At 37.1% G+C, this 14,492-nt stretch carries 16 protein-coding genes; 12 read left to right on the plus strand and 4 right to left on the minus strand.

Annotated features, from left to right (window positions below; all coding sequences use genetic code 11):
• Nucleotides 1-416: 416 nt before the first annotated feature.
• Nucleotides 417-1,736 carry a 6-phospho-beta-glucosidase gene (locus BCR25_RS00005; RefSeq protein ID WP_069661563.1) on the plus strand — a complete coding sequence of 440 codons (1,320 nt, stop codon included), beginning with the start codon at nt 417-419 and terminating at the stop codon, nt 1,734-1,736.
• Nucleotides 1,737-1,757: 21 nt separating this feature from the next.
• Here the strand turns inward: BCR25_RS00005 and BCR25_RS00010 are convergent, their stop codons facing one another.
• From BCR25_RS00010 to BCR25_RS00025, 4 genes are read right to left on the minus strand one after another with little or no spacing between them, the layout of a single operon-like run.
• Nucleotides 1,758-2,522 (minus strand): MurR/RpiR family transcriptional regulator, encoded by a 765-nt coding sequence (locus tag BCR25_RS00010; RefSeq protein WP_428839341.1) that lies wholly within the window; start codon nt 2,520-2,522, stop codon nt 1,758-1,760.
• A gap of 30 nt (nt 2,523-2,552) precedes the next feature.
• On the minus strand, nt 2,553-3,347 hold the full coding sequence (locus BCR25_RS00015) for an alpha/beta fold hydrolase (RefSeq protein ID WP_069661565.1): 795 nt from the start codon (nt 3,345-3,347) through the stop codon (nt 2,553-2,555).
• Nucleotides 3,348-3,365: 18 nt separating this feature from the next.
• Nucleotides 3,366-3,884 carry a GNAT family N-acetyltransferase gene (locus BCR25_RS00020; protein WP_069661566.1) on the minus strand — a complete coding sequence of 173 codons (519 nt, stop codon included), beginning with the start codon at nt 3,882-3,884 and terminating at the stop codon, nt 3,366-3,368.
• An 18-nt stretch (nt 3,885-3,902) separates the two neighbouring features.
• Entirely contained in the window at nt 3,903-4,373 is a 471-nt protein-coding gene (locus BCR25_RS00025; RefSeq protein ID WP_069661567.1) for a GNAT family N-acetyltransferase, read from the minus strand.
• 238 nt (nt 4,374-4,611) lie between these two features.
• Between BCR25_RS00025 and BCR25_RS00030 the strand changes: the two genes are divergently transcribed.
• The 11 genes from BCR25_RS00030 (at nt 4,612) to BCR25_RS00080 (ending at nt 14,478) form a co-directional block, all read left to right on the plus strand.
• Entirely contained in the window at nt 4,612-4,800 is a 189-nt protein-coding gene (locus BCR25_RS00030) for a hypothetical protein (RefSeq protein ID WP_245792243.1), read from the plus strand.
• Nucleotides 4,797-5,306, plus strand: a complete 510-nt coding sequence (locus tag BCR25_RS00035) for a phage major tail protein, TP901-1 family (RefSeq protein ID WP_069661569.1) — start codon at nt 4,797-4,799, stop codon at nt 5,304-5,306. Before BCR25_RS00030 ends, BCR25_RS00035 begins: the two co-directional genes overlap by 4 nt.
• A 180-nt stretch (nt 5,307-5,486) precedes the next feature.
• Entirely contained in the window at nt 5,487-5,828 is a 342-nt protein-coding gene (locus BCR25_RS00040) for a tail assembly chaperone (RefSeq protein WP_069661570.1), read from the plus strand.
• 53 nt (nt 5,829-5,881) lie between these two features.
• Nucleotides 5,882-6,181: a hypothetical protein gene (locus BCR25_RS00045; RefSeq protein WP_069661571.1), complete on the plus strand. Its 300-nt coding sequence runs from the start codon at nt 5,882-5,884 to the stop codon at nt 6,179-6,181.
• Nucleotides 6,182-6,195: 14 nt separating this feature from the next.
• Nucleotides 6,196-8,967 carry a phage tail protein gene (locus tag BCR25_RS00050; RefSeq protein WP_069661572.1) on the plus strand — a complete coding sequence of 924 codons (2,772 nt, stop codon included), beginning with the start codon at nt 6,196-6,198 and terminating at the stop codon, nt 8,965-8,967.
• A gap of 13 nt (nt 8,968-8,980) precedes the next feature.
• The gene (locus BCR25_RS00055; RefSeq protein ID WP_069661573.1) at nt 8,981-9,748 is read left to right on the plus strand and encodes a distal tail protein Dit; all 768 of its coding nucleotides are present in this window, start codon (nt 8,981-8,983) and stop codon (nt 9,746-9,748) included.
• On the plus strand, nt 9,742-12,549 hold the full coding sequence (locus BCR25_RS00060; protein WP_139124493.1) for a phage tail spike protein: 2,808 nt from the start codon (nt 9,742-9,744) through the stop codon (nt 12,547-12,549). Before BCR25_RS00055 ends, BCR25_RS00060 begins: the two co-directional genes overlap by 7 nt.
• A gap of 24 nt (nt 12,550-12,573) precedes the next feature.
• The gene (locus tag BCR25_RS00065; RefSeq protein WP_069661575.1) at nt 12,574-13,449 is read left to right on the plus strand and encodes a phage baseplate upper protein; all 876 of its coding nucleotides are present in this window, start codon (nt 12,574-12,576) and stop codon (nt 13,447-13,449) included.
• Nucleotides 13,449-13,679: a hypothetical protein gene (locus tag BCR25_RS00070; protein ID WP_069661576.1), complete on the plus strand. Its 231-nt coding sequence runs from the start codon at nt 13,449-13,451 to the stop codon at nt 13,677-13,679. Before BCR25_RS00065 ends, BCR25_RS00070 begins: the two co-directional genes overlap by 1 nt.
• Complete coding sequence (locus BCR25_RS00075; RefSeq protein WP_069661577.1) at nt 13,676-13,996, plus strand: collagen-like protein; 321 nt, start codon at nt 13,676-13,678, stop codon at nt 13,994-13,996. The genes BCR25_RS00070 and BCR25_RS00075 overlap by 4 nt, the downstream gene beginning before the upstream one ends.
• Nucleotides 13,996-14,478, plus strand: coding sequence for a hypothetical protein (locus tag BCR25_RS00080; protein WP_069661578.1), 483 nt, complete (start codon nt 13,996-13,998; stop codon nt 14,476-14,478). Before BCR25_RS00075 ends, BCR25_RS00080 begins: the two co-directional genes overlap by 1 nt.
• The last annotated feature ends 14 nt before the right edge of the window (nt 14,479-14,492 follow it).

Raw genomic sequence — 14,492 nt, forward strand, 5'->3', positions numbered from 1 at the left:
TTTCAACATTCCTCCTTGAAAAAAAGTACAGAAGGGGCTATTCTACTTATAGAAACAATTTATTTTTATACGCAGGTTCTAAGACCTAATGATTGGTACAAATAAGTAGAATGATCTAGTTTGTCCCTCAAGGTTACTTGGAGAAGAACCTCAATAAGCGATCGACCTACAAGCCACTCCTGTCATCTCTATGTATGACAGGAAAAAGCCTGTAGGTCGATCATTTTCGTTTTCATTCTGTTTGGTGAGGGTGATAGCCCTCATGGGTGTTTGTCCCATCCTCTTGTTACGCAGTGTAACTATGATGTCACAGGTTACGCATTTAATTTCTTGTAACGACTTCTTTATTCTCTATAGCTTGTCTTAGGTGTAACCGCTATACTAAAAGCAGATAAATTACTAAGGAGCTGAAGGTCATGTCAAAGGGAATTAAAATTGTTACGATCGGTGGAGGATCAAGCTATACACCAGAATTAGTTGAAGGCTTTATTAAACGTTATGATGAATTACCTGTCCGCGAATTGTGGCTTGTTGATATTGAAGCTGGAAAAGAAAAACTGGAAATTGTTGGTGAAATGGCTAAACGCATGGTGAAAGCTGCAGGCGTAGATTGTGAAGTTCATTTAACTTTGGATCGTCGTGAAGCATTAAAAGATGCGGATTTTGTAACTACTCAATTACGAGTTGGTTTATTGGATGCTCGCATTTTAGACGAACGTATTCCGTTGAGTCATGGTCTGATTGGTCAAGAAACGAATGGTGCCGGCGGAATCTTTAAGGCATTGAGAACAGTTCCAGTGATTTTAGATATCGTAGAAGATATGAAAGAACTTTGTCCAAATGCTTGGTTGATCAACTTTACGAACCCAGCAGGAATGGTAACAGAAGCTGTTTTACGTTATGGAAACTGGGATAAAGTGGTAGGACTATGTAATATTCCTGTGAATGCCGTTTTTGAAGAGGCAGCATTACTGGGTGAAAGCAATCGTGATCTGTTCTTCCAATTTGCTGGAATCAATCATTTACACTGGCATACAATCACTGATAAAAACGGAAAAGACCGTACAGATGAGCTAATCAAAATCATGTATGGTCAAGATGACGCAAAATCAATCGTAGCCAACATCAAAGATAACAACTTGATTTGGGAACAGGTCGAAAACCTACACATGGTTCCTTGTCCATACCACAATTATTACTATTATACAGATAAAATGTTGGCAGAAGAATTAGAGGACTTTAAAAATAATGGTACTCGTGCAGAAAAAGTGAAAGAAATCGAGCATGAATTATTTGAACTATACAAAGATCCAAACTTGGATTACAAACCAAAACAATTAGCAGAACGTGGTGGGGCTCGTTATAGTGATGCAGCTTGTGAGATCATCAATTCGATCCACAATGATAAACGTACAACGATGACCGTTAGCACAAGAAACAACGGAACGATCACAGATTTACCAGCAGAAAGTGCAGTTGAAGTAACGTGTACAATCACTGGAAAAGGTCCTGTTCCTTATAACTTTGGCAGCTTTAAGCCTCAAGAACGTGGCTTATTACAAGTAATGAAATCAATGGAAGAATTAACGATTGAAGCAGCAGTAACAGGAGATTATGGAACCTTGTTACAAGCCTTCACAATGAATCCATTGATCACGAGCGGAGATGTTGCTAAAAAAGTAATGGACGAATTGCTAGAAGCACATAAAGCTTATTTACCAAACTTCTTTAAATAAAAAAATAAACAAGTGGGTTTCCTATTCGGTGCCCGCTTGTTTATTTTTTTGCACTTCTTTTGCTAAATATTCCACAGTATAAAGCGCTGGGACCTGTGAAGTTATGTCGCTGTCGCCAATTCGCTCTGTTGAAATATAGTAAGGAATGTTTACGTCTGATAAAGAAGCAATGGCTGATTTCTCACTATTCGTAATAGAGATGATCGCACAGTCATTTGAAATAAAGTGATTCAAATAATTGATGATCGCTTCATTTTCACCACTAACAGAAAGGGCGATCACGCATACATTTTTGGCAATACTTTTATTAAAAAAATTTACTGGATGATTGATCGGATCTTCAATATGAAAAGCCATACTAAAAATGGAAGAAAAATACAGTGCACCATATTCAGCTATGATTTTTGAGGATCCTGTTCCAATAAATAATACAAGGTCTTTTTCAGCTAGTAATTTTACCGCAGCCTGCATCCGTTCTTGATAAAACGCTTCTGTTGATCGCTGGATAAAATTCGTGAAGGATGTTTCATCTACTGCATGTGTAGTTACAGGCTCCGTTAAAGCTTTTCGGTAGATGTTCAATTTGATTTTAAATTCAGAAAAACCTTCACAACCAAACTTTCGACAAAAACGCAAAATGCTGGCAGTGCTGCTATGGGTTTCTTTCGCTAATTCACGAATTCTCATATAGACAACTTCATCGATGTGAGAGGCAACATATTTATAAATTTCTAAGTCGATGGGACTTAGATCAGGAGTGTGGTCTAAGAATAACAAGATATCCACTACTTTCTTTGTTGAATAATTAATAGTTGTTTAGTGTAGAAAAAAATCAGTTACCAGTTGCTCAACCAATTCTGGAAATTCTAAGTTAGCTAAATGGCCAGCATTAGGAATAGTTACCTTTTCAGAATGAGAAATTTTTTGATGTAAAAAAACAGAAATTTTTTGAAAATCATCAACATCATGATCACCAATAATAATCAGCACTGGGCATGTGAGCTGATCTAATTTTGTAGATAGTGGTTGAGCCGTTTGAATTTCTTTAATGGGTGATAGTGGTTCTGGCTTAGTAAAAGCTGTCATTTGCATATCAAGGATTAGCTTTTTTATGTTAGAATCAAAATATTTTGGATCACGGTCTCTAAGAACCCATGTGTGATAATTTAAATCCGCTGCTTGTTCGTACTGACTTAGTGCTAATAATTGTTCCTCTTTTTCATCATATCGTTGCAATTCTTCTGAAAAATCCCATTCTCCAATAGCGGAAGATTCTAATGCTAAACGTAAACAGCGCTTAGGATTTTCAAGTACAAAATCTAATGCTATCTTTCCACCAAAAGAGGCTGCGAAGATACATGTTTGTTTGATTTTTAAATGATCTAAAAGTTCATTAATGATCATTGTATAAGAAAATGAGCCACCTGTAAATGAACTTTGACCAAAGCCAGGAAGATCAAATCGAGTGACTTGAAACTGCTGAGCCAAAGAATGAAATTCATGATCCCACATTCGTGAATCAGTAATCCCAGCGTGAATGAATAAAAGATGACTTCCTTGACCTTTCGATTCAAAATAAATAGTAGCACCAGAAACATTTAAAAAAGGCATTTGATCCCTCCAATATTGTTAGCTTAAATCAATACTATAAACAAAGTGTTTTACAGGTAGACCAGAATAATCTTTATAAAACTCCTGAACAATGCTCATACCATTGTTTTCAGCAACCTTTTGAGAAGCGATATTTGTATCTCGAATAATCGAACAAATCTTTTGCGCTTGCAAGATATTTTTTGCATAGTTTAAGCATAAAGCACTAGCCTCACTGGCATATCCTTGACTCCAATATTGTTTGTTTACCAAATAACCAATTTCTAATAAGTTTTTTCCTTCAACTTCTGAATAAACAATGCCGCATTGACCAACAAAGTTCTCTTTACTTTTATCAATGATTGCCCATAAACCAAATTCATTTTTTTGATAGCTGGCTAAATTCCAATTTAGCCAATCAGTTACTTCTTCGTCGGTAAATGGGGCTTCATACGCATACATTGTTTCTTCATCTTGTAAAATAGCACACAAATCTTCAAAGTCATCTTCTGATAGTTCTCTTAAGTACAGTCGCTCATTTTCAAGTATTTTTTTCATCGTTGATTCCATCTCCTTTTAAAGTAAACTCAAAGTCATTACATATTGAGGTCCTGCCGCACCTTCTACAATTTTATCCATAGGTACAAATCCTGATTTTTTATAAAGAGTTTGAGCTGAAATATTCTTTTTATTTACAGCCAGTATGATTTCATCAGCAGTTGGGAAAAGCTTTTTAGTGAAATCATGCAACAATCGTAAAGCCTTCTTAGCATAGCCTTTACCTTGATAACGATGATCGGTAGAAAAAGTTCGCAGCAAAACAGCATGTTCGTTATCTGCATATAAGGCCACATCCTTTCTTTCATCTAAAACAAAAAAATTGGTCAGCCGCTCGTTTTCGATTCCTACTATGGGATGAATTGAAGGATTTGACCTAGATAGCTTAAGCGGTATTTCGGGTGTGCCTGTAAAACGCAACTGTGCTTCTGTTAGTTGATACTGAGCGATCAATGCTGAATACGCATAGGTATATTCTTTTAACAACATAGAGTCAACGTCCTTTCAATTCCCTCATTTTAGTTAACGCTTCTATCTATTTTAACATACTCTCCTTATTTATTTGGATCAAATAGAATGACGAAAAATTGAACAGTGAAAGAAATGTGACAGGAATTTGAAATGAACTTAAAAGAAAGTGGAGAGTTTGATGAGCTGAATTCTTTATATACTAGGTTCATCAAGTAACACAAGTCGCCCGAGACTTAAAATGAGAGGAGATGCGAGGGTGGAAACAAACGTTTCTTTAACGCAGCAGGATAAGGCAAGAATAAAACAATTAAAGGTTATCAAGAAGCTGCAAAAAAGAGTAAAAGCAGAGCAACGTAAAAGACATCAACTTGCATCTCAATTAAAGCGATCGCAACAAAAAATACGAGCGTTAGAACAGCAACTGAAGGAGGAAATGAATAAATGACAGCATTAAGTGGAGTAGATGTAGTATGGCGTTTTCGTTTAGCTGAAGATGAAGGAAATGAACAAGCGTGGGGCTTAGCTTACAGCACAGAAAATGGCTATTCAAAATCAAAAGAAAGTGAATCGACAGTTACGAAAGACGGTAGCGTAGTCACACCAGGAGCGACTGAAACAACTGTTTCAGCAACAACTCTTTATAAAATCGGTTCAACACAAATCGATAAATTAGAAAATGCAATGGATGAAAATAAACGTGTTCAAATTTGGCGTATCAATACCAAAGAAATTGGTACTGGGCAAAATGAAGGCAAATATAAAGCAAAATATTTCGAAGGCTTCTTCACATCATTTGAAGAAACTGATTCTGCTGAAAACAAAGTGGAATACTCATTAGAATGGGCAATCGAAGGCGCTGGCAAAAACGGATTTGCTTCGTTAGTCGTTGATACGACTGAAGGCGGCGATTATGAATTTAAAGATACAGTCAAAGTAGAAGCGGCTGAGTAATAATAGATCAAGGCTGGAACAAAAGTATTAACTTGGGGAAATTAAAGTGACTGCGAAGAAAATTTTTTTCTATGTATACAGTCTAATTTATTTTAAGAAAGAATCACTTGTAGCCCAGCAATTTTATAAGTAATGAAAAGAGAGGCCGGAGTTCGGTCTCTTTAAACTAGGAGGTCAATCATGGAGCTTACAATTAATGAAAAACTATTTAATTTCAAATTTGGTTATGGATTTTTAAAAGAAGTCAATCAGCGCTATTCGGTAGATCGAGGCGGCATGAAACTGAAATTAGGAGTAGGGGCGATCATTTCAAATTTACTATTGTCAGATGTCGACACACTTTTTGAAACCTTATTGATCGCAAATTTGACTGAAAAACCAAGAATTCAAGTGAAAGATTTAGAGGCTTATGTAGAAGAACACGGCTCTCAGACATTATTTGAAGCGGTCATTGAAGAATTAAAAAAGTCCGAATATACAGCAGTGATGGTGAACAAGATGCTGGAGGAAGCCGAACTGTAAACTCGGAAGAAAGTGATTTTGATGCAAGCTATGCACAAGTCCAGCTTAATTGTTTGAGATATTTAAATATCGAAGATTTCAATGAGATTGATCGACTGACCATTCCAGAATATGAATTGCGGATCAAGGCTTACCAGCTAAAAAGTTTAGACATGCAATACAACATTCACTTACAAGCGTGGGCTACGGTCATGGCTGGACAAACCCGTAAAGGAAAACCAGTCTATCGAACCTTTGATAAATTCTTCAACTATCAAAAAGCAGAGAAGCGAATACTCGGAAGAGACCATAGCTTACCGAAAAATCAAGAAAAAGAAAAACTCCAGAATTGGATTGCAAATTTTAATTCGTAGAAAGGAGGTAGAAAATGGCAAAAGAAATACTACCCACAACAAATAAAAAATTTATCCAGTCGATCAAAAAATCGATGAAAGTGACTAAAAGCTTGGATAAGCAATTGAATAAAACAACCAAAAGGCTCAACAGTTTTATTAAACCACTATCTAAAAGCAACAAGTTATCGAAGCCTTTTGCTGATATGAAAAAACAAATAACTGCGCTAAATCAAGCGATTGTTGCTAATGATTTAGCTAGTTTTCAAAGTGGATTATCGGCTATTGGTACGACTTTTTCAGAACTATCTTTACAAAGTCAACAAATGATTCGCTCATTGGGCCTAGTAAGCAAAAGCTACGGGCTTTTAAATCAAGCTTTTCAAGGAAGCTTAACGATTGATGACACTAGTTTAGTTTCTTTAGATATTCAGACCAAAAGCTTGATACAAAGTTTTAGTGATGTTCAAACAGTTATTTCTAGTTTAAAAAGTGAATTAGTCATTGATAGTACAAGTATCTCTACATTAATTGAATCTGGAAAGAAGTTGACTGCAGAATTTTCACTGTTGAATCAGAATATGACAGCATTTACCGGTACTTTTACAAGCAGTCAGTCTGTGGTTGCTTCGTTTGGTGGTGCAGTAGATAGTACACTAACGTCGATCAATTCTTCTATTAATAGTTTAGTTTCTATAAGTGAGAATTTGGGCATAGCATTGTCTAATGCAATGCAGAAACCAGCAACAGAAGTAGAAAAATCTCAGAATAGCTTCGAAAAACTAAAGAATAGTCTGAAAGAAATGTTTAAACCACTAGAAAAGGGTGTTGAGGCAGGAGCGACATTTGATGAGCTTAAAGGGAGAGTCAATAAATTAGATGAAGCTCTTGCAAATGTGGGATTTCCTGATTTTCAGACATCCATTTTTGGTGTCGGCAAAGCGTTTCAATCAGTTTCTTCTCAAGGTGGTTCGATGTTCCAAAAAATAAATGATTCTATGAGCAATACAGGAGAAAACTATTCATTACTAAAGAAAGTTTTTAAAGGCAAATTGGAAATTGATGATTCCAATTTTAAAAGAATGGATGAAAACTCACAAAATCTTGTTCGTCGATTTTCTGATGCAAAAAATGCTTTCAAAGTATTCAAAGGAGAATTGAATGTTGGAGATGATGTGTTTAAGGAATTAGACAAAGCTTCTCAAATCTCAGTTAAGCGATTCTCTGAAATGGAGAAAAAATTCAGTAGTATGAAACAAACAATAGGAAATACTGGATTATCTGTATTGACTAAAATAGCCCCTCCTCAGTTAACAGATCCTTATGCTACCGGGGAAATGGATCCGACTGCGTCACTTAGATCGACATTAGATTTTGGATTAAATGATATAAAGCAAAAATTCGAAAAGTTTAGTACAGTAGGCTCTAATTTAGCAAAATCTGTTCAAATTCCTATGAAAGCTGGAACCACTGCACTCGGTGGGATGGTTCAAGGCTTAGTTTCAGTTATGGGAATTGCAATGAAAGCTATTGCACCGACTGCAATTATAGGTGTTGCTTTGGCTGGACTTGCATTATTAGATAGTCAAATGGATGGTCAAATTGGCAACATGATTCAAACTGCCATAACAAAAGGTCCGGAAGTTATCACAGGATTTGTTCAAGGAATCATTGACAAGCTTCCAGATCTAATTACATCAGGAACACAACTCGTTGCTGGTTTAGCTGAAGCAATTTCGGTAAATCTACCTGTGATCATTCAAAGTGGGATCGCATTATTACAAACATTGATTGATGGTGTGATTGCGAATTTACCTTCGTTAATTAATTCAGCACTTTTAATTATAGAAACGTTGGCAACTAGTTTGCTAACAGCTGCTCCTAAATTGCTCATGATGGGCTTAGAATTATTGTCTGCTTTAGTTGATGGCTTATTTCAAGATCCAACTAAATTGATTGATACAGTTACGTCTATTATCGATACATTGACGGGTGAAATTACGACGAGTCTGCCTAAAATTATCGATAAAGGGATTGAAATACTTGTGAAATTAGCAGAAGGAATTGCTTCTGTTTTACCTCAATTAATCCCAGTTGCCTTGGAGGCAATCACTACTTTAGTGCGAACACTTTCAGAAAATCTACCTAAAATATTAGATGCAGCAGTTGAAATCATCGGGAAACTTTGTGAAGGTTTGTTAGCAAATTTACCTCAAATTTTATCAGCAGCTGTTGGCTTGATCTTGGCACTTGTGCAAGGAATTGGTCAAAGTATTCCGAAAATCGCTGCAGCTGGTTTAAAGATTATGTTAAAACTTCTTGAAACCTTTATAAAAGCCATTCCTGATTTAAAAGATGCAGGTAAAAATTTAATACAAGGTTTGATAGATGGAATTGGGGGTATGGCGAGAGCGGCACTAGATGCAGTCAAAGATATTGCAGGTAGTATCGGGAATGCCTTTAAAAGTATTTTCAAAATCCACTCACCCTCTCGCTGGATGCGTGACGAAATCGGTGCCATGCTCCCAGCTGGTCTTGCTATCGGGATTGAGCGAAACGCACATGTCATCGACCAACCAATGGATGACTTAGCATCTAAAGTGATACTGCCAAGTTTAGACAGTCTGGATCAGCAAGTAGACACGGTCCAAAAATTATCGGTTCATTCCAGCAGTACACAAACACAGCAAAAAGAAAAACAACCAGCAACATTCAATATCAATTTTGGCAATCAGCAGTTCAAAGCATTTGTTTCAGATATTTCTGAAGCAATGGGTCAAGACGCTGCAATCAACTTAGCATTTTAGAAGGAGGAAAGACATGTATTATTTTGAAGACACACTAGAAAAAGGTCATAAAGATGATTTGATCCTTCCTTCTTCTGCGATGATGTATGACGGTGTGTATATCGAAAAAATGATCGACGGATATCGGACCTTAGCAGTTACCGGCAGAGAAATGTTATCGCTGGATATTGAAACACAAAATACACAAGTTGGAAGTGTCAAATTAAATCAAAAACTACCTGCCAGAACAATCAAAGTAACCTACCAGTTAACAGGAAAAACTGCGCAGGATCTACAAAAAAAATACCATCGATTAATGCAGTTGCTTTATAGAGAAGAAGATGTGGAGCTTCGTTTTAAAGATGAACTAGAGTATCACTATTATGGTCAATACGTCACAACAGATGAGGTTCGTGGAGATACGAACAATATTATTGCTAGCTTTGACATACTTTGTAACGATCCTAAAAAATACTCACTTCTTTTGACGACAGGTGGACAAATTACAACCTATCTTCCTTACCCAGTAACTCCTGAAAAAATTACTGTGACAATCGCAAAATTTGGTCCATTGATGATTCAAAATGCAGATAAAATGATCAAAATCACTAGTTACAATTTAAATGCAGACGATCAAATCATTTTTGATTTCTTAAAAGGAAAAGTATTTGTAAATGGTATCGACCAAACATTTTTACTGGATCTGGAAAGCGATTTTGAGAATTTTCAGATTCAAGAAGGACAAACTATCACCTGTTCAAATGGACAAATGATGATTTCTTATCGGGAGGTACAATTATGACGAGTGTTTATTTTTTTGATGAACAGCAGCACTTACTTCGTATCGTAAATGAAAAAGAGCTAGTGGAAGTTGTTCAAGAAAAAGAGATTACAACAAATAAAGAGGAATTGTTGAAAGATACTTTAAATGTTTCGACTATCTATGATGAAGAATTGAAGGCAGCCTCTTATATGGCTGTTAAAGAAAGTTCAGAATCCTATAGTTTGTATCGTATCATTACCGACAGTGAAGATAAAAATATCTTCTCATTTGTAGGGATTGCCTTTGCACCTGATGAATTGGATTCTTACGTTGTGAAAAATGTTTCGGTAAAAAATACAGCGATTAAAACAACACTTCAAAAATTACTAGTAGATACTGAGTGGCAAGTCGGTAAAGTAGACAGTGGTTTACCTTCAATAACAGCTGATTTTAGCTACTTGTCGATTCGTGATGCGTTGAAAGAGCTTCAAACAAAAGGCTGTGAGATTCTCTTTAAATATAAAATCGATGGAATCGGTATTACAGAAAAATGGGTGGAAGTTTATCAAGAAATCGGTGAACGAAGTAATCAGCGTTTTACTTATGGAGATAAAGCGCTAAGCATTGTGAAAGAACAAGATCGTAATCAAGTCTATACAAGTTTAATTGGTCGAGGCCAAGGAGAAGACGTGGGCGATGGTAAAGGGAAACGAACAGAGTTTACCGCTATCGAATGGAAAAAAGCGAATGGTGATCCGTTAGACAAACCTAAAGGACAAAACTGGCTGGAATTTCCTGAAATGACCAAGCAATATGGTATCCCATTAAAAAATGGCGGCATGAGAAAAAGAGAGAAAGTAATTACATTCGATGAAATAGAAGATCCAAAGGAACTACTTCAACAAACCTATACATCACTTGTCGATTATTCTCGTCCGTTGACCCAATTTAAAACAGAAATTCTAGGTGGAGATACGATTGGCAATACAGTAACGATCCATCATCATGAACGCAACTATCATTATCAAACGCGAATTTTTAAAGTCAAGATCGATCATCTAACTGGAAAAGTCGAAGCAGGTTTGGGAGATAACATCACAAAAAGTATGTCAAAGGCAGCTTCTGATTTAAAAGGAAATGTAGCTTCTTTAGAAGAAAAAAAGATGACTTTTTATGATTCAGAAGAAATTTCGAAGTGGCAAGATGATATCATTCGCGGTGCTAAAGGCGGATCAATCAAATTAATGAACGGAATCGAAACAGGAAAGTCCAATAGTCGTGAGCCGTATCAGATGGTATTTATGAATGGGGATTCGTTAGAAAAAAGTACCAATTTTTTAGTAATGAATTCGGATGGTATTGGCTTTGTGAAAGACAATTTTGCCAATAAACCGAAAACAGCGTGGACCATTGACGGAAAGTTTAATGCGGATTTTATTCAAGCAGGAACTTTAGAAGGAGTCAATGTTCAAACGAAAAGTGACAACACCTTTCAAATCAAGTTGCAATCAAACGGAACCATAGCGTTTAGAAATCAAAAGAGAAATGAAGAAGAAGCGTGGATCGGTGCAACGGTAAATCGCGAAACAAACGAACCTGTGGGGGTTTCCATATGTCAGATCCCTGGGTATCAGTTTTCAATCGGATCGGCTGTTTCAAAAGAAGAGCGAGCACCTGGGGCTGTATTTGAAATTCCTAAAGAATCTAATGCAAACAAGAAAATATGGCGCTTGCATGGCCAAGGAGAAATCAATGGTGACGTAAATATCAATGGTAATCTAAACATTAAAGGTAAATTATTTCTAAACGGCAAAGAAATCACTGGCAACGGTAACGGTAGTGGAGGCAATGGCGGAACTGGCGGAGGTTATCCACCCGAAGTAACGACACAAACAGATAAATTTGCTTGGGATTTATGGAGCTTTTTGACCAGTAATGGCTATAGCCCAGCAGCTGCGGCTGGTATCTTGGGAAATGTTCAACAAGAAACAGGTGGAACGATGGATCCAGATACCGATCAATTTGACGGACCAGCTTATGGTTTAGTTCAATGGGATGGTTCGAGTTATCCACTTGTAGGAAGTCCAACATGGGATGGTCGTGAGTATGTGAAGCGTTTGGTTGGAGCAGCTGGCATTACAAATGACTACAAATCAACTTTAGCACAAGCAAAATTGATTGATTGGTGTATGTACAATGGTCAATGGATCGGTGTAGTCAATCCGACAAGTGTTAATGCTTTTAAGTCGATTGCAGATCCAGCAACAGCGGCCTATGCTTTTGAAATGAATTTTGAACGTCCTGAAAATGCTCACCCAGAAAGACAAGGCTATGCCCAAGAATGGTATAACAGGTTTAAAGACTTAAAACCGTCGACAGGAGCTGGAAAAGCTGGGTTGGAACATTTAGACTCCCTAGTTGGCCAGTATTGGGGAAATGGACAATGTTATGCTGTACCAGCAGAATATTCAGGGTTTCTAGGCGGTTGTGGATTAGATGCCGGTACTAAATATGGTTTGAGCCATGTGGTCGGTAATACGTCGGCAGCAGCGGATATAGGCAGTTCTTATGATTGGGCAGCAGTCGGTTGGAAAGTTATCTACCAACCAGAGTATAAGGATCTAGTAGTGGGGGCAATCATCAATTGGAAACGTGGTGGAAATATCGGCGGTTTCAATGTTGACTATTCCTATGGACACACTGGTGTTATTAGAGGATTAGTAGCTGGCGGCTTCCAAACCTATGAACAAAATATCGGTAAGGGAAAAATTATAGAAAGATACGAACGTACCTGGGTCGGATCAAGTGAAATCAGTTCAATTGTCATTCCACCCAAATAATCATTTTTAGAAAGGAGTGAGTGAATGTCTATCGTGTATCCATTTTTTTTATCAATAACACAACCAAATGACAACATCCCAACGATGGTGATTCGTCAATTTGACGAAGGCACTCAAGTACTGGATGTCACTATAACGGAACATGGAAAACCAAAAGACATTTCCAATTTAATCCCTCTTTTCTGCGTGAAGCAAGGTCATCATGCTGGCTTAGGTTTATCAGAACAAAAAGTCACAAAGATCATCGATGCAAAAAAAGGGAAGCTTCAATACACATTAACAAATTATGATATGCAGTCGGTAGGTGAAAATACCGCATATTTCAGCTTTAGAGAACTACAAGAAGATTTAAGCTGGCGCCAACAATTTTCCACCAGAGATTTTACTTATCAAGTAAAAGAAAGTATCTATGAGGATGGAATCAAAGACAGTAATTACATCTGGACTTTTGAAGAAATCTTGCGCTATTTTACAGAATGGGTGAAAACTTGTCAGGAAATCTACGATGACTGGTATTTAGTCGCACAGGCTGAACTACAGCGAATCATAAGTGAATTTCAAGGCTGGATCACTTCGAGTCAAGAGCGTTATGATCAATGGACAGCAGTTCAAAGAGCCGAATTTGACGAGTGGTTTGCCTCTATCAAAGCGATTTTAGACGAAAATGTCGCTGGGAATCTTTTAAATTTAATCGAGGAACTCAAACAGTCACATTTTACCTTAAAAAGCGGAGAGACGGGAATCTTGCGAACGATTCGTGATGATAAGTTCAGTTTGAATCGTACAGTAACAAAAGTCGGCACAGTTCCACATGCAAAAGAGGTTTCCGCATTAGTGATCGCTGAAATCGATAGTCAGCAGCAAGATACTTTCTTCTTAAGAAAGGTGGGGTCAATTTAATGGCGAATGAAGTAGAAATAAAAAAAGTCATGGAAACTGACGCAACAGGAATTAAACGTCAAATCTTTCCAGAAACACATGTTAGTGCGATTCTTGGATTGGACAAAATTGAAACAGCAGGAACCGGTGTAACTTCCATTAACGGAAAAACTGGAGATATTACATTAACAGCTAAGGATCTAGGGGTCCAAGGCACAAACATAACAATAGATAAGGTGGGAACAGTATGACAGATATCGTTGAATTAAAAAGTGATGGTGTTGTTGTTTACCCTAAAACACATGTCAGTGCAGTTGAAGGGATCACGACAATCAAAGGAGAAAAAGGAGACGCGGGTCCAGCAGGCCCGCAAGGACTTACAGGAGCACAAGGACCTCAGGGAGAAAAAGGGGCAACAGGAGCAACCGGCCCCCAAGGACCAGCAGGAACAAATGCAACAACGACAGCTGTTGCAACACAAACAGTAAATGGCTTGATGAGTGCACTAGACAAGAAAAAATTGGATACATTACCAACAATAACTTTCAGTAAGGTGGGATCAGTATAATGGCAGATATCGTACAATTAGAAGAAAAAGGAAATTTACTTTATCCGAAGACACATACTTCAGCAGTTGAGGGTTTGAAAGCAGAATTTGAAAATCTATCAAAAAATGTTCAACCTAAAGTGGATGATAAAGAGTTATGGTCTGGAGCGTGGTACGGTGGGCAAGGACAGGTAACGACTCCTAGTAAGCCATTATCCAGTTGTACTAACGGATGGATTTTACAATGGGAAGGATACTCAGAACAAGGAGCTCCAAATTCATCAGCTTTTCAATTTATTTATATTCCAAAACAATTTGGGATATATCATCAAGGGCGTGGAGTAGTTTGTATGATAAATTCTTACAATGGAGGAAATCCTCAAGTAAAATATCTGTATGTTTATAATGATAAATTATCTGGACATGCAAACAACGCTTTAGATAAAGATACAACAGGTAAAGGCACTAAAATGTATGTTTTAACGAAAATTTATGAGTATTAGTATATGACAAAAAA

The sequence above is a fragment of the Enterococcus termitis genome, from assembly GCF_001730305.1.
Classification (GTDB): Bacteria; Bacillota; Bacilli; order Lactobacillales; family Enterococcaceae; genus Enterococcus_L; species Enterococcus_L termitis.

Excerpts from the sequence above, each read along its gene's own strand:
- BCR25_RS00050 (WP_069661572.1), top strand. The coding sequence starts at position 6,196 with ATGGCAAAAGAAATACTACCCACAACAAATAAAAAATTTATCCAGTCG.
- BCR25_RS00035 (WP_069661569.1), top strand. The coding sequence starts at position 4,797 with ATGACAGCATTAAGTGGAGTAGATGTAGTATGGCGTTTTCGTTTAGCT.
- BCR25_RS00015 (WP_069661565.1), bottom strand. The coding sequence starts at position 3,347 with ATGCCTTTTTTAAATGTTTCTGGTGCTACTATTTATTTTGAATCGAAA.
- BCR25_RS00080 (WP_069661578.1), top strand. The coding sequence starts at position 13,996 with ATGGCAGATATCGTACAATTAGAAGAAAAAGGAAATTTACTTTATCCG.
- BCR25_RS00020 (WP_069661566.1), bottom strand. The coding sequence starts at position 3,884 with ATGAAAAAAATACTTGAAAATGAGCGACTGTACTTAAGAGAACTATCA.
- BCR25_RS00055 (WP_069661573.1), top strand. The coding sequence starts at position 8,981 with ATGTATTATTTTGAAGACACACTAGAAAAAGGTCATAAAGATGATTTG.
- BCR25_RS00075 (WP_069661577.1), top strand. The coding sequence starts at position 13,676 with ATGACAGATATCGTTGAATTAAAAAGTGATGGTGTTGTTGTTTACCCT.
- BCR25_RS00025 (WP_069661567.1), bottom strand. The coding sequence starts at position 4,373 with ATGTTGTTAAAAGAATATACCTATGCGTATTCAGCATTGATCGCTCAG.
- BCR25_RS00005 (WP_069661563.1), top strand. The coding sequence starts at position 417 with ATGTCAAAGGGAATTAAAATTGTTACGATCGGTGGAGGATCAAGCTAT.
- BCR25_RS00070 (WP_069661576.1), top strand. The coding sequence starts at position 13,449 with ATGGCGAATGAAGTAGAAATAAAAAAAGTCATGGAAACTGACGCAACA.
- BCR25_RS00040 (WP_069661570.1), top strand. The coding sequence starts at position 5,487 with ATGGAGCTTACAATTAATGAAAAACTATTTAATTTCAAATTTGGTTAT.
- BCR25_RS00065 (WP_069661575.1), top strand. The coding sequence starts at position 12,574 with ATGTCTATCGTGTATCCATTTTTTTTATCAATAACACAACCAAATGAC.